This is a genomic window from Dehalococcoidales bacterium, assembly GCA_028716225.1.
Taxonomy (GTDB): Bacteria; Chloroflexota; Dehalococcoidia; order Dehalococcoidales; family UBA5760; genus UBA5760.
Window position 1 is genome coordinate 37,593 of the sequence record JAQUQE010000009.1, and the last position, 16,380, is coordinate 53,972.

At 49.6% G+C, this 16,380-nt stretch carries 31 protein-coding genes and 1 pseudogene; all 32 read right to left on the bottom strand.

Features of this window, described 5'->3' with window-relative positions:
• Positions 1-83: 83 nt before the first annotated feature.
• On the bottom strand, positions 84-404 hold the full coding sequence (locus tag PHI12_06695; protein MDD5510477.1) for a hypothetical protein: 321 nt from the start codon (positions 402-404) through the stop codon (positions 84-86).
• Complete coding sequence (locus PHI12_06700; GenBank protein ID MDD5510478.1) at positions 379-765, bottom strand: hypothetical protein; 387 nt, start codon at positions 763-765, stop codon at positions 379-381. Before PHI12_06700 ends, PHI12_06695 begins: the two co-directional genes overlap by 26 nt.
• The gene (locus tag PHI12_06705; GenBank protein ID MDD5510479.1) at positions 762-1,073 is read right to left on the bottom strand and encodes a ferritin family protein; all 312 of its coding nucleotides are present in this window, start codon (positions 1,071-1,073) and stop codon (positions 762-764) included. The genes PHI12_06700 and PHI12_06705 overlap by 4 nt, the downstream gene beginning before the upstream one ends.
• Positions 1,074-1,095: 22 nt before the next feature.
• Positions 1,096-1,419, bottom strand: a complete 324-nt coding sequence (locus PHI12_06710) for a hypothetical protein (GenBank protein ID MDD5510480.1) — start codon at positions 1,417-1,419, stop codon at positions 1,096-1,098.
• A 65-nt stretch (positions 1,420-1,484) separates the two neighbouring features.
• On the bottom strand, positions 1,485-1,859 hold the full coding sequence (locus PHI12_06715) for a hypothetical protein (GenBank protein MDD5510481.1): 375 nt from the start codon (positions 1,857-1,859) through the stop codon (positions 1,485-1,487).
• 4 nt (positions 1,860-1,863) lie between these two features.
• The gene (locus tag PHI12_06720) at positions 1,864-2,199 is read right to left on the bottom strand and encodes a hypothetical protein (GenBank protein MDD5510482.1); all 336 of its coding nucleotides are present in this window, start codon (positions 2,197-2,199) and stop codon (positions 1,864-1,866) included.
• The gene (locus PHI12_06725) at positions 2,144-3,208 is read right to left on the bottom strand and encodes a site-specific DNA-methyltransferase (GenBank protein MDD5510483.1); all 1,065 of its coding nucleotides are present in this window, start codon (positions 3,206-3,208) and stop codon (positions 2,144-2,146) included. Before PHI12_06725 ends, PHI12_06720 begins: the two co-directional genes overlap by 56 nt.
• Positions 3,209-3,253: 45 nt before the next feature.
• Positions 3,254-3,916 (bottom strand): annotated as a pseudogene (locus PHI12_06730) (DNA methyltransferase).
• Positions 3,917-3,955: 39 nt separating this feature from the next.
• Positions 3,956-4,327 carry a hypothetical protein gene (locus PHI12_06735; GenBank protein ID MDD5510484.1) on the bottom strand — a complete coding sequence of 124 codons (372 nt, stop codon included), beginning with the start codon at positions 4,325-4,327 and terminating at the stop codon, positions 3,956-3,958.
• A 2-nt stretch (positions 4,328-4,329) separates the two neighbouring features.
• Entirely contained in the window at positions 4,330-5,289 is a 960-nt protein-coding gene (locus PHI12_06740; GenBank protein ID MDD5510485.1) for a hypothetical protein, read from the bottom strand.
• Entirely contained in the window at positions 5,282-6,238 is a 957-nt protein-coding gene (locus tag PHI12_06745; GenBank protein MDD5510486.1) for a DNA cytosine methyltransferase, read from the bottom strand. The genes PHI12_06740 and PHI12_06745 overlap by 8 nt, the downstream gene beginning before the upstream one ends.
• Positions 6,235-6,486, bottom strand: coding sequence for a hypothetical protein (locus tag PHI12_06750; GenBank protein MDD5510487.1), 252 nt, complete (start codon positions 6,484-6,486; stop codon positions 6,235-6,237). The genes PHI12_06745 and PHI12_06750 overlap by 4 nt, the downstream gene beginning before the upstream one ends.
• A 24-nt stretch (positions 6,487-6,510) precedes the next feature.
• Positions 6,511-6,831, bottom strand: a complete 321-nt coding sequence (locus tag PHI12_06755) for a hypothetical protein (GenBank protein MDD5510488.1) — start codon at positions 6,829-6,831, stop codon at positions 6,511-6,513.
• A 114-nt stretch (positions 6,832-6,945) separates the two neighbouring features.
• Positions 6,946-7,146, bottom strand: coding sequence for a hypothetical protein (locus tag PHI12_06760; GenBank protein ID MDD5510489.1), 201 nt, complete (start codon positions 7,144-7,146; stop codon positions 6,946-6,948).
• 408 nt (positions 7,147-7,554) lie between these two features.
• Positions 7,555-7,872, bottom strand: coding sequence for a hypothetical protein (locus PHI12_06765; protein ID MDD5510490.1), 318 nt, complete (start codon positions 7,870-7,872; stop codon positions 7,555-7,557).
• A gap of 35 nt (positions 7,873-7,907) precedes the next feature.
• Positions 7,908-8,093 carry a hypothetical protein gene (locus PHI12_06770; GenBank protein ID MDD5510491.1) on the bottom strand — a complete coding sequence of 62 codons (186 nt, stop codon included), beginning with the start codon at positions 8,091-8,093 and terminating at the stop codon, positions 7,908-7,910.
• A 20-nt stretch (positions 8,094-8,113) separates the two neighbouring features.
• Positions 8,114-8,986 carry a hypothetical protein gene (locus tag PHI12_06775; GenBank protein MDD5510492.1) on the bottom strand — a complete coding sequence of 291 codons (873 nt, stop codon included), beginning with the start codon at positions 8,984-8,986 and terminating at the stop codon, positions 8,114-8,116.
• A 6-nt stretch (positions 8,987-8,992) separates the two neighbouring features.
• Positions 8,993-9,127 (bottom strand): hypothetical protein, encoded by a 135-nt coding sequence (locus PHI12_06780; GenBank protein ID MDD5510493.1) that lies wholly within the window; start codon positions 9,125-9,127, stop codon positions 8,993-8,995.
• Positions 9,114-9,392 carry a hypothetical protein gene (locus PHI12_06785; GenBank protein MDD5510494.1) on the bottom strand — a complete coding sequence of 93 codons (279 nt, stop codon included), beginning with the start codon at positions 9,390-9,392 and terminating at the stop codon, positions 9,114-9,116. The genes PHI12_06780 and PHI12_06785 overlap by 14 nt, the downstream gene beginning before the upstream one ends.
• A gap of 31 nt (positions 9,393-9,423) precedes the next feature.
• Complete coding sequence (locus tag PHI12_06790) at positions 9,424-9,678, bottom strand: hypothetical protein (protein MDD5510495.1); 255 nt, start codon at positions 9,676-9,678, stop codon at positions 9,424-9,426.
• The gene (locus tag PHI12_06795) at positions 9,635-9,838 is read right to left on the bottom strand and encodes a hypothetical protein (GenBank protein MDD5510496.1); all 204 of its coding nucleotides are present in this window, start codon (positions 9,836-9,838) and stop codon (positions 9,635-9,637) included. The genes PHI12_06790 and PHI12_06795 overlap by 44 nt, the downstream gene beginning before the upstream one ends.
• 46 nt (positions 9,839-9,884) lie before the next feature.
• Positions 9,885-10,541, bottom strand: coding sequence for a hypothetical protein (locus PHI12_06800; GenBank protein ID MDD5510497.1), 657 nt, complete (start codon positions 10,539-10,541; stop codon positions 9,885-9,887).
• A 162-nt stretch (positions 10,542-10,703) separates the two neighbouring features.
• Positions 10,704-10,904, bottom strand: a complete 201-nt coding sequence (locus PHI12_06805) for a hypothetical protein (protein ID MDD5510498.1) — start codon at positions 10,902-10,904, stop codon at positions 10,704-10,706.
• 12 nt (positions 10,905-10,916) lie between these two features.
• Complete coding sequence (locus tag PHI12_06810) at positions 10,917-13,097, bottom strand: LAGLIDADG family homing endonuclease (protein MDD5510499.1); 2,181 nt, start codon at positions 13,095-13,097, stop codon at positions 10,917-10,919.
• 34 nt (positions 13,098-13,131) lie between these two features.
• A complete protein-coding gene (locus tag PHI12_06815) occupies positions 13,132-13,386 on the bottom strand; it encodes a hypothetical protein (protein ID MDD5510500.1) in 255 nt (84 codons plus the stop codon).
• Positions 13,387-13,388: 2 nt separating this feature from the next.
• Positions 13,389-13,904, bottom strand: coding sequence for a DUF1643 domain-containing protein (locus tag PHI12_06820; protein MDD5510501.1), 516 nt, complete (start codon positions 13,902-13,904; stop codon positions 13,389-13,391).
• Positions 13,905-13,917: 13 nt separating this feature from the next.
• The gene (gene thyX / locus PHI12_06825; GenBank protein MDD5510502.1) at positions 13,918-14,535 is read right to left on the bottom strand and encodes an FAD-dependent thymidylate synthase; all 618 of its coding nucleotides are present in this window, start codon (positions 14,533-14,535) and stop codon (positions 13,918-13,920) included.
• A gap of 15 nt (positions 14,536-14,550) precedes the next feature.
• On the bottom strand, positions 14,551-15,324 hold the full coding sequence (locus PHI12_06830; GenBank protein MDD5510503.1) for a hypothetical protein: 774 nt from the start codon (positions 15,322-15,324) through the stop codon (positions 14,551-14,553).
• 11 nt (positions 15,325-15,335) lie between these two features.
• A complete protein-coding gene (locus PHI12_06835) occupies positions 15,336-15,731 on the bottom strand; it encodes a hypothetical protein (GenBank protein MDD5510504.1) in 396 nt (131 codons plus the stop codon).
• 11 nt (positions 15,732-15,742) lie between these two features.
• Positions 15,743-15,988 (bottom strand): hypothetical protein, encoded by a 246-nt coding sequence (locus PHI12_06840; GenBank protein MDD5510505.1) that lies wholly within the window; start codon positions 15,986-15,988, stop codon positions 15,743-15,745.
• Between the two features lie 2 nt (positions 15,989-15,990).
• The gene (locus PHI12_06845) at positions 15,991-16,170 is read right to left on the bottom strand and encodes a hypothetical protein (protein ID MDD5510506.1); all 180 of its coding nucleotides are present in this window, start codon (positions 16,168-16,170) and stop codon (positions 15,991-15,993) included.
• Positions 16,171-16,191: 21 nt separating this feature from the next.
• A complete protein-coding gene (locus PHI12_06850) occupies positions 16,192-16,371 on the bottom strand; it encodes a hypothetical protein (GenBank protein MDD5510507.1) in 180 nt (59 codons plus the stop codon).
• Positions 16,372-16,380: the final 9 nt, after the last annotated feature.

Below are 16,380 nucleotides of genomic sequence, written 5' to 3' on the forward strand. Positions count from 1 at the left end.
TTCAGCCTCTTTATCTATCCGTTCTTTTTGCCTGTTTTCTTTTTTTCTAAACACCCCCCTCCTGCTTCAGTAACGATGGTCCGTCATCGTGTCATCTCCTTGACCTTACCCAGATCATCTTCCAAATTTTCCCCAGGCATCAACCTGCCTTTCTCAACACCATGGCCAAAGACAATGGTTTCGCCCGCGCCCTGAGTGCCAATCTTGTCAAGGATACTCTTACAGCTATCCCCGTCACACACAAAAATGGGGATGCCTTCTTTTTCCAGTTCCTGGAGACGTTCCAGCCACTTGTTGTTTTTAGCACCCGCTTTCTCAGACCAAGTGGCTACGACGACCTTCGGCTGCTCGGCTTTCAATTTCTCGAACCACTCTGCGCTACACGAAAAAACGTTGGGGCTCATAAGTACCTCCTACCATCTCCCTTACGGGTACTACTGTAATATAAGTCAACTTCAGAATAACTCTGGCCGGCACAGGGACACTCTGGTGATGCTGGGGAAGATTGAATAAAAATCTCAGCTTATCGTTAGCCACGGCCGCCGGGCCCACAATGCGCATGACATTTTTGGCAGTCTCCTCCGTAGCTACGGCGGCTGCCATGGTAAAATCACCCGTATCCCTCAAATGACCGGCACTACGTTCAAGGGCATCGGCCAGCCTGTATTCGCAGTCCCGGTAATAGCCGAAATCCCTGGCCACCACCTGGTTTAAGAACAAAAAGGCAGCCTTGGTTTCCTCGGCCAGTAACCTGACTTTGTTCATGATAGCCCCACCCCCGCCAGCTTCGGGAACTTATTACTGACCTCGACCGCCCCCTGTTTCATCCATTTCCGCTCGTCTTCCGTGAGTATCTCAATAAGTCTTAGAAACTCGCCAGCATGTACTCGCTCCTCATTGGCGATATCCAGCAGCATGGTCTTGGCCATGACATTTTCCGCGGCATCGGCATGGCTGCTGTATAAATGAATGGCGTCCTCTTCGGCAGCAAGGTCTAATCGAAGCGCCCTGATTAAATCACCGTCCCGGAGCGGCACCGATAGTCCGGGGAATGGATCAGTAAAATTAGGCATAGGTCACCTCCTTTACAGGATTTTAATCTTGGTGCTCTTTTAAAAACTGCGATAATCTCACCGGCTGGGGGCAGGTGGGACAATCTTTTTCATTTTGAGATGCCATCTGTTGTACTTTTTTTCTAAATCCCGAGGCTTTTCCGCTCTCCTTGATTAAATCAGCATCATATTGCCCTGTATTTATCTGCGCGGGAGAAACGATGGGTCTTACTTTGGTGGCCCAGGATAAAATATCTGTTAACAATGATGTGTCAACCCCCATCCTAGCAGCTATAGGAATTGTTTCTTGGCTAAAATTTATTACATCATCCAGATGTTTCTGGCAACAATCGCACGCACGAGCCATCTTAATTTTCTCCTATATAAAATATACTAACGTAAAGTTCTTTCAGTTTTTCGACATCAACAACGTTATTTGCCAATTTTACATCCCTCTGCCAAATGTATCTCAAGTGACCTTAATGATTTAGCTAAGTGGTCTAATTGGTATTTGAGCGTCTCAGTATCTGTTACCGAAGTAGCGGTTTCTGTTACTTTCTCCGGCTTTTCTGTTGATAATTCCTCTGTTTTTGTTTCATTTTCAGAGGTTTCGGTTACATTGTCCTCGGCTTTTGTTTCGGTCTCTTCGGCACCCTCTAGCCTAAGAGAGGAAGCAACACTGGATACCTCGGATCTGAAATTGGCGATGGATGACTTGGCATCCTCGATAACCTCATGCAATGGATTGTTATTGAATATGTCCGCCAGCCGGGGCGGCCTCGGTAGTTTAGGCATTAAATTTACCATAAATTTACCCCTTGAGTGTATTTGCCAGTGCGGCAGGCACAGGAGGAAAATATTTCTTATACAGTATCGGCGCCATTACTTCGGCTGCTTTCTTCCGAAACGCCGGTAATCCGGCGACATCGGGCACCGGTGGCGTCGCCACGGCGACAAAGCGGTTAAACTTCTCTTCAAATGTAGGGGCGTTTATCGCCGATTGGAGTCCCTCAGCAATATCCTTCCAGGTCACAGATGATTTGAATTTAAAAGGAGAGCCGGCGATCGTCCCCACAGGGAGAGGCGGACCATCACCCGGAAGCATCGGACGTATTTTCGCAAACCCCGCCATTATGTCCATCTTCATCATCACCTCCTGTTTGAAATTTACACCCGTCAGCACTATTAGTCAAGAGTTCCGGCTGATAGGCCACCCTCTGGAGATTGTAGCGGGCCATAACGCAGTACGGCCTGACCACATCTACGAGGATTGCTTTGCGCCCGAGCCTCTTTGCAGCCACTCCTGTGGTGCCGGAGCCGCCGAATGGATCCAATACCACATCACCAACCCTTGAGCTTGCAAGGATAGGATTGATTACTAGAGACTCTGGAAATGGGGCAAAGTGCCCGGTCATTCCTTTTTCGTGGCACTTGGGACATGTTTTGATGTATCGCTTGAACACAGTGTCACACTTCGGGCATACACAGATAGTCGATGGCTTGGTTGTAATCTCCCAGAGGGTATCTTCCCATGTATCCCCCGGATTTTTCCCTTTGGCGGCAAAAGCCCTTTCCGGGTCAACCTCGGGCTCCGGCGGTCGAGAGAAGTGGTCTTTTTCATAACGCCCGTCCGGCCGCTGGCGATGAACATCAACGATGTCGCCGGGTTTGGCACCATTAGGGTGTACCTTGCCCCCCGTATGACCGCCTTGAACCCTGATGGACTGGGGATTGCTGACCTCTCCGTATTTGCTCCCGGTGGCGCCGGCGCCATCAATGAAATCGCCTGGATTCTTACCTTTTGTGAAATCTACCAATGGCTCGCCGTCCGCACCTGCGTAGCCACTGTGATGTTTGCGTGCAAAGCTCTGTGGGCTAGTGGAAACATCCTGTTCCTTGATATCCGGGCTTGTTTTGCCCTCACCATCCCTGCCCCGGTGCAGTCTCTCCGTATTATCCAGGCTGGACCCATGGTGCTTGGCAAGCCCGGTATTTCCCCCCCCCTGGTGAGCTACCGGATTATCAAAGAGTTGCCCTTTTTTAGCCGCCTCTTCCCGCCAGTCGGGTTTCTCCGGGTAGCCGTAGTTCTCTATCTCTTCATCTGAGGCTTTAAGCTCGCCAGTCAGGGCAGTGCTACCGAGCTTACCGCGCTTCACGTCCCTTACTCTAAGGTTGAAGGCTTGGGGCTGAGGACCATGGTTAAAGAAGCCGTCTTTACCGCTATACCTTTCAATACTCATAGTTTTGTGGGGGATACGTATAGCATCCAGATCAAAATAGTAATCGAAGCCGGCCCATGCAGGCATTATCTTTACCCAGCCTTTTTGCTTCTCCCAGCTTATCTCCCCGGTGTCGGGGTTGCGGAACATACCGCCTTCAGGGTACTTTTCCTCCCTGGTAGGCTCCGTATCCCGCCACTCCCCAGTCTCACGATGACGCCACAGGCAGGTGTCACTGCTTTTCACAAAGAAGTAAACGAACTCCCATGATGAGGTTAAGCGGTCTTTTTGTGACCCGGGCATACTGTTGGGCTTTCGCCAGATCAACTTATTGCGAAGCACGTAGCCTTCTTGAACCATGGCGAACATCACCCGCTCTGGAACCATGGTCATGCACTTCGGCGGGATGCCTTTATACATACGATTAGGAGCATCTGTACCGGTGGGATACTGTGTCTTCTTATCGTTCCGTGACTGCCATGATTGGTCGCCGCCGCCCGGATTGATGCAAATCCCTTTACCGGAGGTATAAGTATCTCCAATATTCAAATATAGAGAGCCACTTTTTTTAAGAACACGCTTCACTTCGCGGAAGATCATCATGAGGTGCTCAACGAACAAATCCGGGTCTGGTTCAAGGCCGAGCTGTCCCCGCCACGCATGGCATTTGACACAGAAACAGCCCTAGTCATTGGCATCCTTCGATAGCTGGCCCGTTTGAGTACCGACCAGTGTTGACTTATCGCCGCAGTTCCCCTTGTTAATGCGCTTCATGGGCTTACCGATGGTCGTCGGATGCGAGTCGGGATTATGATACTGCTTGGTAAAGGTATCCCAGTTCGGCTGGCCGGGACCGGGGATAATATCACCCCACTCATGCTGGCAGTTCGGATCGCCTCCCCATACTATATCAGAACCCCCACTGTAATTTCTTAGGCCCCAGTAGGGGGGAGAACAGACACACATCTGTACCGACTCGTCCGGGAGGCTTCGTAACACCTCCAGCGAATTGCCGCAGTATATGTCATCGAATACATCGGAGTAGAACTTCTCCATCTTCAACTCCACAGCCTTACCGCCGGCGAATATTTGATCACGAGCTTATCCACTTCCAACGGCGACTTGGTGTAATACCTATCGACCATTTCAGCGGCCGTGGACTGCTTCCAGGCAAGGAATATCTTGGCCACCAGTTCCGGCTCCATCTTGAGCTCTGGCCGGCTGGCGAAGGTGTCCCGGATATCTATCAAAACACGATGACGCAGTGAATGCCAGGCTTTATGATACACTTTCTCAACCCCAGCCTTTTTACAGATGGAGTGAAATACCTTGTTAATCATATAAGGGGAGTATTCCAGCGAGAAGTCGTACTCTTTTAAATAAGGGACAAGACACGGCGCCAGCGCCTGGTTCCTTTTTTCGCCGCCTTTTTCGGTCTGCCGCCAGATGGTGCCGGCAGCGTAGTCAATATGTTCCGGTAAAATAGCCCGCAGCTCGCCGGCCCGGAAACCATAGACGGAACTGACGGCGAGAAAGGCGGTCTCAGACGGGTCTAATTTCCCCAACCTGGCCGTGTTCACCAGTAACATCAGCTCCTCACGGGACATCTCCGGCTTGGTTATATCGCTGCCGTTGACCTCCGGCAGGAAACGCTTGCCCGGATTCCACACCGGGCCAGGCATCGCCATGGCCTTCAACACCTCAGCTAAGGCGGTAGGGTCACTGGCATCGACCGAGGCTATCAGCTTGGTACGCTCCTGTTCATGCACCGCCCGGGCGGTGTCGAAGACCCTCTTGACCACTCCCATAGCATTGCGGATGGTAAGCGGGGTGTATTTCTCTTCCTCCAGCTTTCTCATGAATGAGGTTACCAGCCGCTTGTCCCAGTCAGATAAAGGCTGGCGATGAGCGTATTTGAGGAATCTATCGCACCAGAAGAGGCGTACTCTCCGTGTCTCCGTCGAGGAGCCCTCCAGTTCGGAGAGAAAGTAGTCCCGTATCTCTTTTACGTCAGGCATGGTTTACTCCTGTTTCAATGTCTACTATAGCTTTATAAATAGGATATAACTGCTGAGGAACTACGGCGTTTCCGAGGGCTTGCAATCTAGCCACCCTATTGGGAAACCCATCATCCATTCCACAAAGTGCGGTTGCAACTTCAACCCAGTTTTCTCTCCATCCTTGTACTGTATAGTATTCGGGAGACAATCCTTTTCGGCATATTTCCCTCTTTGAGATTGACCCTTGTAATCCCGACTCCTTGGAGTCGGGATTAGATTGGCTACTACGCCGGCCAATGCTTGACCGTGTTTCCCTTTTACCTGCGATGGTGGCAACCTGGTTGTCCTGTTTTCGTTCGGCGATGCCCTCGGTGTCGGCAGCATTTGTATCTTCCCCGATAGCGTTATTGATTTCCGGTCGTGATTCCCCCTCGAATAAGTGTACTGGTGGCCATGAGCGTCGGCTGTGGTTGGAGTGCCCAACAATGAAGAGCCGTTCCCTTTTATGCGGGGCATTGACGGCGCAAGCCGGAATAACAAACGACCGTGTTTCATATCCCGCACTTTCCAGGTTAGATAGCACTTCGTGGAAGTCCATTGTGAGTCTTCCAGTAGGATTTTCGTTAACAACCCAAGCGGGCTCGAACTCCCGTATGACCCTAAACATCTCCGGCCAGAGGTCACGGTCATCTGCCTTGCCTTTTCGCTGCCCGGCGATACTGCGAGGCTGGCAAGGGTCTCCGCCGGAAATAATGTCAATCCAATCTTTCCCTGTGACCTGCTTGAGTTTTTCTTTCGTGAGTTCATGTATATCCTCCACAATCGGAACCCCTGGCCAGTGTTTCCTGATAATCTGCTGACAGAACTTATCTATCTCGCAAAAACACACGGTTTTTATTCCCGCCCATGAACAAGCTAAGTCTATACCGCAGACTCCACTGAAAAGACTGAGGTGCTCCAGCGTCATGTCTTCCTCATTCTTTCAAACCTAGGCTTCCAGTACCCCTTATCGCGTTTGGGCTGTTTCATCAACAGCAGGTCTTCGTGCGGACAATGAACCACGGTATCTATCGGGTATATCTTTGCCCGGTTATCGACGGCGGCAGCCGAAGCGTCAGAAAACAATCTTACGCGGTCCTGGTCGGACATTGTGGCGGAGGAATCAGACACGACCAATATATATCTCGCTTGACTATCCGTGCCAGTACCATTCATTTTACTTTCCTCGTTTCACGACCACTATATCAGGCTACAATTCTGGTATAGGTCATATTCATCATCCCCGCAGTTGGGACATTTCTTTACCATCAGTTCACACACTTCCCGGTAAACGCCGCAATTCCCACACCGTTGCGGTTTAATCTCGTTTGTTGGCCTTTCAAGCCACGCAAACTCTGGGGGTCGAAGCCCTAATTGTTGACCCTCTTCCGTCTCGATAGAAACAGCCCCCTGCGGATTGACGAAGGCATCATATACACCAGGTTCAGCGATTATGTTATGCCCTATGGGAAAATCTCCGCGAACTCTATTTTTGAGAATCACCCTACCGCTTTTAATCATTTAATCCTCCGGTTGGACAGCAGCAGCCAGATAGTAACTGCAATCACTATAACACCCGTTATCGCTAAAATAACGAAGGTGAGTTGAAGCGGTCCTACTGGGCAAGGAGGTACGTTAATCATCTTGCAGAGCCTCTATCGTTATCATCACCCGTTTAAGAGCATATTCCCCCAGTTCGTCGATTAACTTGGTTCGGAATATCGGCGACCCGTCCCTGTAGCAGATTTCCACATCCACGAGCCCATCCCCGGGAGCAAGAACGGGAGGATTTGTAGGATTTATTGCAACTATGCCAACAATAATTGTCTTCATCATCGCTCACCTTCCACTTAATACCAGGAAAAATAGTGCTATCAGTATCATTCCGCATCCAAGGCCACATACAAAGGCTTCGAGCACAATGAATCTTCTTTCCATCAGTTACCTCCTGTGCAGTTTTTAGGGTCGCAGTTAACACGACCTTTATTATGCTTCGATGGGGCACGGCATTTTCTTGGATGTGTCACTGACTTATACCGGCAGGTTTTTTCTATCTTCATCCAATCTTCTAATCTCATAGTTCTTGTCCATTCCACTCTGAAGAGCCGGTGCTCGTAGACCTTTTGCAAGAGCCCTGTTAACCCGGATAGGCACCATTAGCCGTGTACGGGAGGTTGACCCTTCAGAGTGGTGTTAACATTATACCAGAAATGTATCCTAGAAGATACAAGGGGTTAGTACCGATTAAACACTAACTTTGTTACGTCTGCCTCTTATCCACTCCCATTGTTCTATGGGCATGAGGCCATTATAATCCTTTTCCTCTTCGGGGAATTTCGCTATAAGGATAAAATCACCATCTCCATTAAAAAATGGTTTCAGTCTATCAGTTAATTGCTCCGCTGTCTCATCAGTATCAATCAACCATGTTTCATCGATATAGTGAGACCATGGAGATTTCATCAATTCAATAAGGAAATGCTCCACACGGTGGCGTGTAGAGGAATCCCAAAAGCTAACCTTTTTCCCTCTGCACATCGAAGCTGATACAAGATAAATCATTTCTAATCTCCTTTGCGTTTAACAGCAATTATACGCTAAGGTTTTTTCTTCTTTTCACGCCGGAACCAAATAACGCTGGTTCCTGTATAATCACGATACTTAACTATTACCCCAGGCCCCGAACCGGATAGCTCATAGACAACGGCGTATGGCTCCCAGCCTGCCTTAAGATATTTCCGTGCCTCTTGACTACCAGCTTTCGCTGAACCTATTTCCCACATATTAACCTCCTGTAGATACTCTAGATTCCTCCGTTATGTGGCAATATAAAGTCCTTACCATCCATCGTTTGCATTACAGCTGGCCTTATCCACCGGCGAGACAATTCTCGCCACTCGTTTGAGTATTCAATCCAATGGTCGGGCGGTTGGTATAATTGGGCATGAGGCATAAACCCGGCTGCCCAAACATCCTCTAAGTGCCCTATCGCTTCGCTAATCGTCTGACCATTGAAAGCCAACAGGACGTAACAACGGGCTTTCCGGCGATCAAGCCCGTTGAGCATCTTTCCGACTCTCTGTAAAGCCTTTAAAGCACCCTTGGTGTCACAGGCAAAGAATAACTGGTAGATTCGCAGGGAGCGTAATTGCTCAACATCCCATTCGGTAAGCAGGTTTGACTGAAGCCCGCCTAGAAACTCTATCCGACTTTGGGTATGGAGCATTTCATAAACTATTTTGCGGTGCTCCCTGGGATTTTGTAGGAAATTATCATCATTGATTATATTCCCAGGAACTAATGGTAATTGTCTTAACGAGTCTTCAACCAAGCACCAGGGACAATGATTATTGCACCCCCGGCTGGTAAAGGTGACCCCATCTCTGATATATCGCCCTGGTACAAATTCGCCCCTCCCGCGGTCTCCATAGGCCGGACCGCCCAGTTTGACTACCGGATAATACTGCGACCAAGCCTTTAGTAAGGTTTCGGCGCCGGCTACAAATACTTTCTTCCGACCGGGCTTCTCAAAATGGTCCTTTTTATCCCATGTAAAAGTACACGAAATGTGTATCTCATCAGCTTCCGGCCTATCAAGCGGCGGATTGCCAATGAATGCCAGATCGTCTTTCGGCGTGAAAGCCGTCCGTCGCGGAAATACTCTTAATATCCTCATTTCGACTCACAAGTATCTATAGAGATACAAGGGCTGCCTTAGCCCCATCATATCCAGCCTGGCCTTTTTCCGGCGCTGTTTTTCCAGCCACTGGATTTTCGTTAGAAGTGTCCTGCCTTCGGGATACTTAATTTTGTTCATTTTCAATTTTCTCCATTTCAGCCGGCGCAATCGGGTAAATCCGGCCATCATCATCCAATCGTACATGATAAGTGCTAAATACCGACTCCTGTAGACCGACGATAGTGCCTTTTGTACCTGCGGGTATCCAGCGGCCGAGGAACAAATCCCCACCGATGACTCTAATCCGCTCCCCAATTTGATAACCCTGTTTCCTCAGCTCCGGCTCTGGTTCTGGTTCAGGATCGGATGTCCCTATAGGATTATCTTTCCAACTGTAAATCATCGTACACCTCTTCTTTGTAACGAAGGTATTTTTAAAGCGACATCACGGCTTGCGGAGCAATAACGTTGTTCTGGCAGTTAAAACACAGGTCCTGCTCGTGCGGCTTATTTCCCAACCTCTTCGCCAGTTCCCGGAACGCATCTTCCACCCCACACAGGGATTTCATGTAAACACGGTATTCTGCCCCGCACTTGTCACACAGGTGATATTCAACATAGACCGTCCCGACATCTTTTTCTTTTTTAGTGATCGCCATCCCCAGTAGACTCATCCTTAAGACCTCCATGCGGTCCTCCTTTGTCTTTAGGCTTATTGCCGTTTAGGAGACGCAGGATAACCGTATTATAGGTGTCGCCCCATTTCCCCAGAGACTGTAACATCTTAGCGGTAGTTTCCTCCACCTGGATGGTGGTCATCTTCACTTTCTTTTTTGTTACAGCCTTCACAGTCATTACATCCTATTATAGCGGTTATAACTTCTTCTGTCAATACTTACTTCGCAGTATTTTCCCCTGCCGGCTTACCGGGTTCTACCTTACTGATTATTTTCGGGCTCTGCTCCCTAACCTTCTCCCGGAAGATGACGACCTTATTGCCGTCAGCATCTATACCTTTTTTGAAAGCCCGGGTCTTCGACGTGTGCTTTCTGAGATAGTTGCTGGAGGTCTGGATACTACAGTTGCAGGCACCCGCAGCATCTTCAATGATCTCTGCCTGACCTACCGAGCCATACTTGGCTACTTCCCCGTAAACATAGTTCCACCAGGGAGTTTCAAATCTTCTGTTGGCTTGCATCTCCGGGCTACCTGTTTCGTAAGGTATCATCTCCTTAAGCACACTCTTCCAGGTAGGTAATCCCCCCCTCTCCCTCTCTCGCTCTAATTGGTCACTGTACTGTTGTAACAGCTTTATTTTGTCACGAACATTCATCTTTTCTGCCAGTTTATTGTGGGAGTAACAGGCCAGATGGATGTTTCGCCACGACCAGTTTGTTTTGTCATTATCGGCGTGCTCGATTATAAGGCGCGACTTCGGCGGTCCAGTCTTTTTACCTTCCCCCATATAGCAGAAGATGCACTGGTCACCTTCGGCCTTGGCAATCATCTCATATCGTTCATGCCGCTGCTTATTGGTTTGATATTTCGGCATTGTTAACTGAACCTCCATTCTTTTCTTCATTAGGGTTAGGATGACAACGACCGCAGAGCCAGTCGCCGCCACGCGACCATGCATTTTCGCGCCACCACCATTTCATAGAATGACAATTATGACATGGCTCAGTAGGTCTCTTTTTATCCGGTTTGTTCTCGGTCATTTGACTGCCCTTCTTTTGTGCTCACGTTGCGTGTCATAGACTATACGTTCTTTCAAGTATTCTCCTACGCTCGCCCAGCGGGAGCGCCTACCTTCAATCCTACGCTCAATTGTACACAACACGTCGTTGGGTAACCTTATGGTCACCGGCCTTGACGATTTAGACAAACGATACTTCCTGACTACTTCGTCCGGCATCCCTCTACAACCTTACAGCATCCGGTCGGCCTGCACAGAGCTGTATTTCGTCATCATGCGCAGTACTCTCAGCATATCTTCGTCAGTCGGTTCACGCATAAGCTGCCAGACACCCTTGGCTTTACGTACATCGCCCAGCTTGGAATCAAACACCAGACGCCCGATTTTCGCCGATAGGTCCTCCGGGCACCCTTCCACCCGGGAAAGAAAACTCTGACATACATTGATAAATTCCTCACGAGTATAGTGAGGAAATTTGACGTGCATGGCGAAACGGGACAGGAACTCCGCCGGCATCTTTTTTGAACTATTGCAGGCAGCAATTACCATCGTTTCAAGTCTCAGCCCACGGGTATTCCCGCTCTTGGTCTCGATAATTTCACCAGCAGCCATTAATCCAAGCATCAGCGAAAAGACATCGTGACGCATCTTGTCAGCTTCATCCATCAATAACACGGACGGTTTGATCTCGAATAACTTATCTGAGAGGCCACGCCCGGAGGTACGCGAGCCAAAGGCCATGTAAGCAGTGGGGACGGCAGAGCGCACGGCTTCAAGAATCAAACTCTTGGCGCAGTTATGAACCAGAACCCGATTGCCCAGCACAAAGGTCTCAGCTTCAGGTACAGATAGGTCGTACACTATCTGTTCAGGTTCACTGAACTGCCGAAGGTGCTCCACACGCACCCATCGGATATCAGCATTTAGTAAGTTCATTAGCTGATCGTGCCAGCCACTAGCCATTAGTTCGGTAGCAGAGCGGCGGGTGAATGATTGAGAGCGCCGTCCCTTACGGAGAGAAGATTGCAAGCTCTGCGCTACCTGGGGGCCAAAGGGGAAAGGAATCTTGAAAGCCTCGTCGTGCATAAGGACCGAAGTGGTTACAGTCCTGTTTTTCCTGAATACTCCTACTTTGTCCATAAATCTCTGGGCATCGCACTGCCGGATGGCGACAGATTGTGCGTCTTTTCCGCGGTGCTGAATTGCCGGCGTAATGCCGAGGCGGGTAATAAGCATCGCAATATCCCGGGCGAGATTTGGGCTGGTGCTGGTCGCGGAAATTACGCCATTTGCCACGGTGCCATCGGCATAGAAGTAACCATTGAGAAGCTCACAGATAAATTCTTCTGGGGCTTGCATGACCCAGGGCGGTAGTTTCTTCCAGCGTGATGTGCGTCCTTTGATTCCGGGCTTGCCATCACCGTAAAGGAATTGCTTCTGGAGGAAATTGAAAAGTGGTTGATGTTGTACCATGAGACGGTCGCGTCTCAGGTTTCCTCCTCGATAATATCTTCCTGAGCCTTTCATTGAATAAAGATAACTCTGGATTCTTTTGAGCACGCCATTGTCATGATTTGAGAACGTAATAAGTTTGGTTGCTCCTTGCGATAATCCGCCATCCCCAAGCCAGAAGCCCAGCATGAAACCAAACTCCCCGTCAAGTACTACAGGCACGTGGTTAATGAATATTTGATTACCTTGCGGTAAGACCATCCATCGGGAATGCCATTTGGACAATATGGGAAGTAACTCGCCAACTTTTAAGTCTGCCGCCTTCTTGGGGATAAGACAGCCGAGACAGGGATCATAGGCTACCAGTGAATGGGTGGCCGTCACTGTAAAGGGCAATATGCCAACGCCGGTAATTTCAACCCATTCACCGTCGTAATCGTGCTTTGATAGCTCGGCATCATACCAGTCAGATTTGAGGGTCACAGGATGAACGGCAAGGGTCTTAAACCGCTTGCCCTCCAAACTAGCAATGGGCAAGCACTCGGGCCCATTGCCTTGGTCAATCCAAACTTCGGTACTGCCGTGAATGGAGGCAGGCGGGCCCTCCATGAGAAAGTGGATACGCTTGCGCTCTTCGATGGCATGAGCGATAGCATCCTTGAGATCATCAAAACCCACGATAAGAGACATAGACGCAATGATTTCCTCGGCGGGGATAGGAGGGTTGATTTCATCTTGTACGATTACCAGCCTTCGTCCCTTTTCGGTAAGACGGTAAAGGGCAGGGCCATAAACCCCGGTTTGAATCTTGGATGAGTGCGCCCTCTGCTCGACAAACTCTGCCTGTACCAAGCGATTTATATCCTGCCGCGAAGCCCCGACTGTAGCAATTTCCCAAGCCTGCGGGCCGCGCTTTTCAAAGTTCAGGGCACGATGAAGTATTTCCATATCAGTGACCATAATGTTTCTTTCCCCCAACGATTTGGCGACTTGCTCAGTTAATCTTAATCAGTTCGGAGATTAACTCTCTCAATTTCCTGGCTATAATAGGATACCGGCCGCCGCCGTTGCTCGTGCAAAACTCAATTTCAAATATTCTTCCTTCGTGAATGTCATCAAGTGAAAGAATCACATCACCATCAGCCTGCTGAAAGAGTCCCAACCGGGTATCTTCACCCATATCCCCTTCTACCTCGGATATTTTAATATACTCGTGGGCTGTGCCCTCATTCCCTTTGTAGATTTTCATATTCACCCCCTGACATACGGTATCAGCTGACTGCCTAACGGCATATATAAAGGATGAGCCGGCTCCCCCAGTTTCGTCGTCTTGATACAATATACTGGCTCTCCCAGTACGGCCAGCACCTCATTGGGCCTAGTGCCGGCGTTTTTACCCTCGTTTCCCCAGCCCACCATGGCCTTAGAGCACATCCCACGCATCTGTTTGATAGCCTCGTCATTCAGCCTGACGACTTCCTTCCCGGCCTCGGACAAGGAATTATACCAGCGCCACAGTTCCTGCGGATTGGGGGTAACAAACGGAAGGAGATTGCCGGCAAAAAATCCGCCGAATCCCCAATACCTGGCGAATCCCGCCAGACGAATTACGGTTGGATCGTCCTTAATATCCTGGGCGGTCGAGGGGTTGAGCCCGTTGTATATCAGCTTGTCTTTCCGGGAATCCCAAATTCTCCACAGCGCGAAGCGAAAGCGCCGGTCGGGACCCTCAAATAATGCTCCGCTGATACCTTCACCGATATTCATTACGGCCTGCCTCTCATTCTTCTATCGGAATATCCTCGAATATCACAGGCAATAGACATTTCAACTCTTTAAGAAGAGGAACCATGATTTCCCTCATTTGTGGATGTGCCGCCTTCGATGTTCTTAATTTGAGAATATGACGCCATTCCCGGAGGTTTGCAGTGCAGACAATCTCGGTTTTCAAAGAATTAGGAAGAACACTGCGAGCTTCCTGCGGAGAAGCGCCACCGGCTATCAGTCCATTATAGGTAGCTTCTGCATCCAGCATCGCTTCACGCCAGCCAATATACTCCGGGTCCAGTTCATCCCAGAACATGGGCTTGATAAATGTAACTCCCCTCTTAGCGTAATTACAGTATCGGGTGCTCTCTTGCGTATAGGCTACCAGCCGGTGCCGAACAATTTCATGGGTTACGCCACGGTCGCAGACGAACTTAATGGTGAGGTTGACGTGTTCAATCACACTTTCGTGACCCCGCTCTCTGATAGCCCGGATAAACTTCTCAGCCGAACCAGGAGTGATTTTATCCTCGGACTTGTAGGCAATACGGCCGCATTTCTCCAGCTTGGTCAATATCTCGCCTTGATCTACCTTGTCCACAATCTCGTAATAAGGTGCGATTATCTCCATCTCACTGTCCCTCCTTCAATTTGTACGGATTCCATGCTTTCTAATATCCTCCATGCGTTCCAAATACCCCGACTCCCCCTCATTCTTGAGCTTTTCATAGTCCCAACCCTTCTGCTCGCAGAAGTACCTGGCCATAGATATCAGGTCGCCCATTTCCTTCTGCTGATTGGCATCGGAGTAGTAGGCATCGGCGCCGTAGATATTCGCCTTGTGATGATACTCGACAACATTACCAAGTTCTGACATCAACACCAGCAGCGTCTGCTCGGCAGTCTGGTCGTATGCCCGGTTCTTTATAAAACTAAACTGACCATCGTCATCACGCGCCGGCACATATTCCCCAGGCGTATAGTCTTTAACCCCGCTCCACCGATACCCGTGCACCTGGAACACAACAAAGCCGGCCCCGGCAGCCATTGCTACTATTTCCGGGTCATCGTCGATTATCAGGTCGGGATGATATTCGAGAATCCACTCCCTTTTTAAATCCAGTGTGGGGCCATGGTACTTTAACGGGCGCATCAGCAGGCACTCGTATTGCCGGTGAAGATGCTGATGCAGCCATAGCTGGGTATCATGGCGGACACTTTCCCGTCTTCCGGTCATCAGCACCAGACGGTTCCCGTCAGTATCGGAAAAGCCGCTTATTATCTGAGTCATCAGCGTAATGGGCTCGCATTCCATCTGGTGCTTGAAGTATTCGTCCCAGTCATGCAGTTCACACAGATACTTGGAAACGATTCCTCTGACATCCGCCAGGCACCCGTCGATATCACACATAATCAGCATTTTTGATCTCCTTAACTCTTCCCGCTACACCGAAATAACCCCTCTTCACCAACTGCCAGGCTGACATGCCAGGCAGAGAGATAATGCCACCCCTGTCTGTTAAGGATACCCGCAGGAGTGTTTTTGGGAATAAAGTCGCTGTCCTCTTTCCTCTCCAGCGCCTTAATCGCCCGTCCCAAGGCTATGGCACGTCCAGTTTTCTTCACGAACTGATCATCCGGGCTACAGAAAGCGACGCCGCGAACATAGAATACGCCCACCGGATCGGCGCCGGCGGGAATAATACAGACGGTGGCTACACCCAGGAAACCATCGGGCACGTCCTCAGCCCCCTCGCCGAACTTGAGGTAATAGTACTTCACCGACTTATCTACTCCCCATTTCACCAGCTTGGCTTCGTTTTTCATGGTTATCCTCCCTAAAATAGTACGCCCTGACGGTCTACGTCATTGGCCTCCACCGTCTCCGGTGGTTCATATCCACACGCCGGCGGTTTGTTCCGGTACTCACAGTGCCTGGGCTTGTGATTAACCCCACCTGCCAGCCCATAGTCCTTGACCAGCTTTTTCCAGGCCACACCCCAGTAGCAAGCCATACCTTTCCGGCAAGGGCACTCCTCGCAGTCCAGCGTCCACCATTTCTCTAACCCATTATACCGGCTCATCTTTACCCTTGGGAATTAGTTGTAGTTTTAGCTTTATCGTTATCCCTGGCGGTGAACCACCAGCTTATCGCACCAGCCATGATCGGCAAATAAGCCTCTACAGGTATCATTTTAAGAAAGAAGCCTGCGTTAATCCCACAAACAGCAATTATAGCTATCGTTGGTCTCACCCATTTCATCATTTGATACCTCCTTCTCTTGACTTATTGGAGCGTTTTGTTAATTGGCTCTAGCCAGATAACCTGCCAGCACTCAGGGGAGTCAAAGGGAGCGTCATTCATGGTATAGGCACTATGGTGTTGAACACTGACTACCTGACTACCTTCTGGCAATTCAATCTCTGGCTTGGTGATAATCACCTGTTTAATTGTGTATTTATTCACACACGACCT

Excerpts from the sequence above, each read along its gene's own strand:
- PHI12_06750 (MDD5510487.1), bottom strand. The coding sequence starts at position 6,486 with ATGAATGGTACTGGCACGGATAGTCAAGCGAGATATATATTGGTCGTG.
- PHI12_06745 (MDD5510486.1), bottom strand. The coding sequence starts at position 6,238 with ATGACGCTGGAGCACCTCAGTCTTTTCAGTGGAGTCTGCGGTATAGAC.
- PHI12_06830 (MDD5510503.1), bottom strand. The coding sequence starts at position 15,324 with ATGCTGATTATGTGTGATATCGACGGGTGCCTGGCGGATGTCAGAGGA.
- PHI12_06765 (MDD5510490.1), bottom strand. The coding sequence starts at position 7,872 with ATGATTTATCTTGTATCAGCTTCGATGTGCAGAGGGAAAAAGGTTAGC.
- thyX (MDD5510502.1), bottom strand. The coding sequence starts at position 14,535 with ATGGAGATAATCGCACCTTATTACGAGATTGTGGACAAGGTAGATCAA.
- PHI12_06770 (MDD5510491.1), bottom strand. The coding sequence starts at position 8,093 with ATGTGGGAAATAGGTTCAGCGAAAGCTGGTAGTCAAGAGGCACGGAAA.
- PHI12_06780 (MDD5510493.1), bottom strand. The coding sequence starts at position 9,127 with ATGAACAAAATTAAGTATCCCGAAGGCAGGACACTTCTAACGAAAATC.
- PHI12_06785 (MDD5510494.1), bottom strand. The coding sequence starts at position 9,392 with ATGATTTACAGTTGGAAAGATAATCCTATAGGGACATCCGATCCTGAA.
- PHI12_06755 (MDD5510488.1), bottom strand. The coding sequence starts at position 6,831 with ATGATTAAAAGCGGTAGGGTGATTCTCAAAAATAGAGTTCGCGGAGAT.
- PHI12_06840 (MDD5510505.1), bottom strand. The coding sequence starts at position 15,988 with ATGAGCCGGTATAATGGGTTAGAGAAATGGTGGACGCTGGACTGCGAG.
- PHI12_06705 (MDD5510479.1), bottom strand. The coding sequence starts at position 1,073 with ATGCCTAATTTTACTGATCCATTCCCCGGACTATCGGTGCCGCTCCGG.
- PHI12_06810 (MDD5510499.1), bottom strand. The coding sequence starts at position 13,097 with ATGGTCACTGATATGGAAATACTTCATCGTGCCCTGAACTTTGAAAAG.
- PHI12_06735 (MDD5510484.1), bottom strand. The coding sequence starts at position 4,327 with ATGGAGAAGTTCTACTCCGATGTATTCGATGACATATACTGCGGCAAT.
- PHI12_06700 (MDD5510478.1), bottom strand. The coding sequence starts at position 765 with ATGAACAAAGTCAGGTTACTGGCCGAGGAAACCAAGGCTGCCTTTTTG.
- PHI12_06800 (MDD5510497.1), bottom strand. The coding sequence starts at position 10,541 with ATGCCGAAATATCAAACCAATAAGCAGCGGCATGAACGATATGAGATG.
- PHI12_06695 (MDD5510477.1), bottom strand. The coding sequence starts at position 404 with ATGAGCCCCAACGTTTTTTCGTGTAGCGCAGAGTGGTTCGAGAAATTG.
- PHI12_06815 (MDD5510500.1), bottom strand. The coding sequence starts at position 13,386 with ATGAAAATCTACAAAGGGAATGAGGGCACAGCCCACGAGTATATTAAA.
- PHI12_06775 (MDD5510492.1), bottom strand. The coding sequence starts at position 8,986 with ATGAGGATATTAAGAGTATTTCCGCGACGGACGGCTTTCACGCCGAAA.
- PHI12_06790 (MDD5510495.1), bottom strand. The coding sequence starts at position 9,678 with ATGGAGGTCTTAAGGATGAGTCTACTGGGGATGGCGATCACTAAAAAA.
- PHI12_06715 (MDD5510481.1), bottom strand. The coding sequence starts at position 1,859 with ATGGTAAATTTAATGCCTAAACTACCGAGGCCGCCCCGGCTGGCGGAC.
- PHI12_06845 (MDD5510506.1), bottom strand. The coding sequence starts at position 16,170 with ATGATGAAATGGGTGAGACCAACGATAGCTATAATTGCTGTTTGTGGG.
- PHI12_06740 (MDD5510485.1), bottom strand. The coding sequence starts at position 5,289 with ATGCCTGACGTAAAAGAGATACGGGACTACTTTCTCTCCGAACTGGAG.
- PHI12_06710 (MDD5510480.1), bottom strand. The coding sequence starts at position 1,419 with ATGGCTCGTGCGTGCGATTGTTGCCAGAAACATCTGGATGATGTAATA.
- PHI12_06720 (MDD5510482.1), bottom strand. The coding sequence starts at position 2,199 with ATGAAGATGGACATAATGGCGGGGTTTGCGAAAATACGTCCGATGCTT.
- PHI12_06835 (MDD5510504.1), bottom strand. The coding sequence starts at position 15,731 with ATGAAAAACGAAGCCAAGCTGGTGAAATGGGGAGTAGATAAGTCGGTG.
- PHI12_06760 (MDD5510489.1), bottom strand. The coding sequence starts at position 7,146 with ATGATGAAGACAATTATTGTTGGCATAGTTGCAATAAATCCTACAAAT.
- PHI12_06820 (MDD5510501.1), bottom strand. The coding sequence starts at position 13,904 with ATGAATATCGGTGAAGGTATCAGCGGAGCATTATTTGAGGGTCCCGAC.
- PHI12_06805 (MDD5510498.1), bottom strand. The coding sequence starts at position 10,904 with ATGCCGGACGAAGTAGTCAGGAAGTATCGTTTGTCTAAATCGTCAAGG.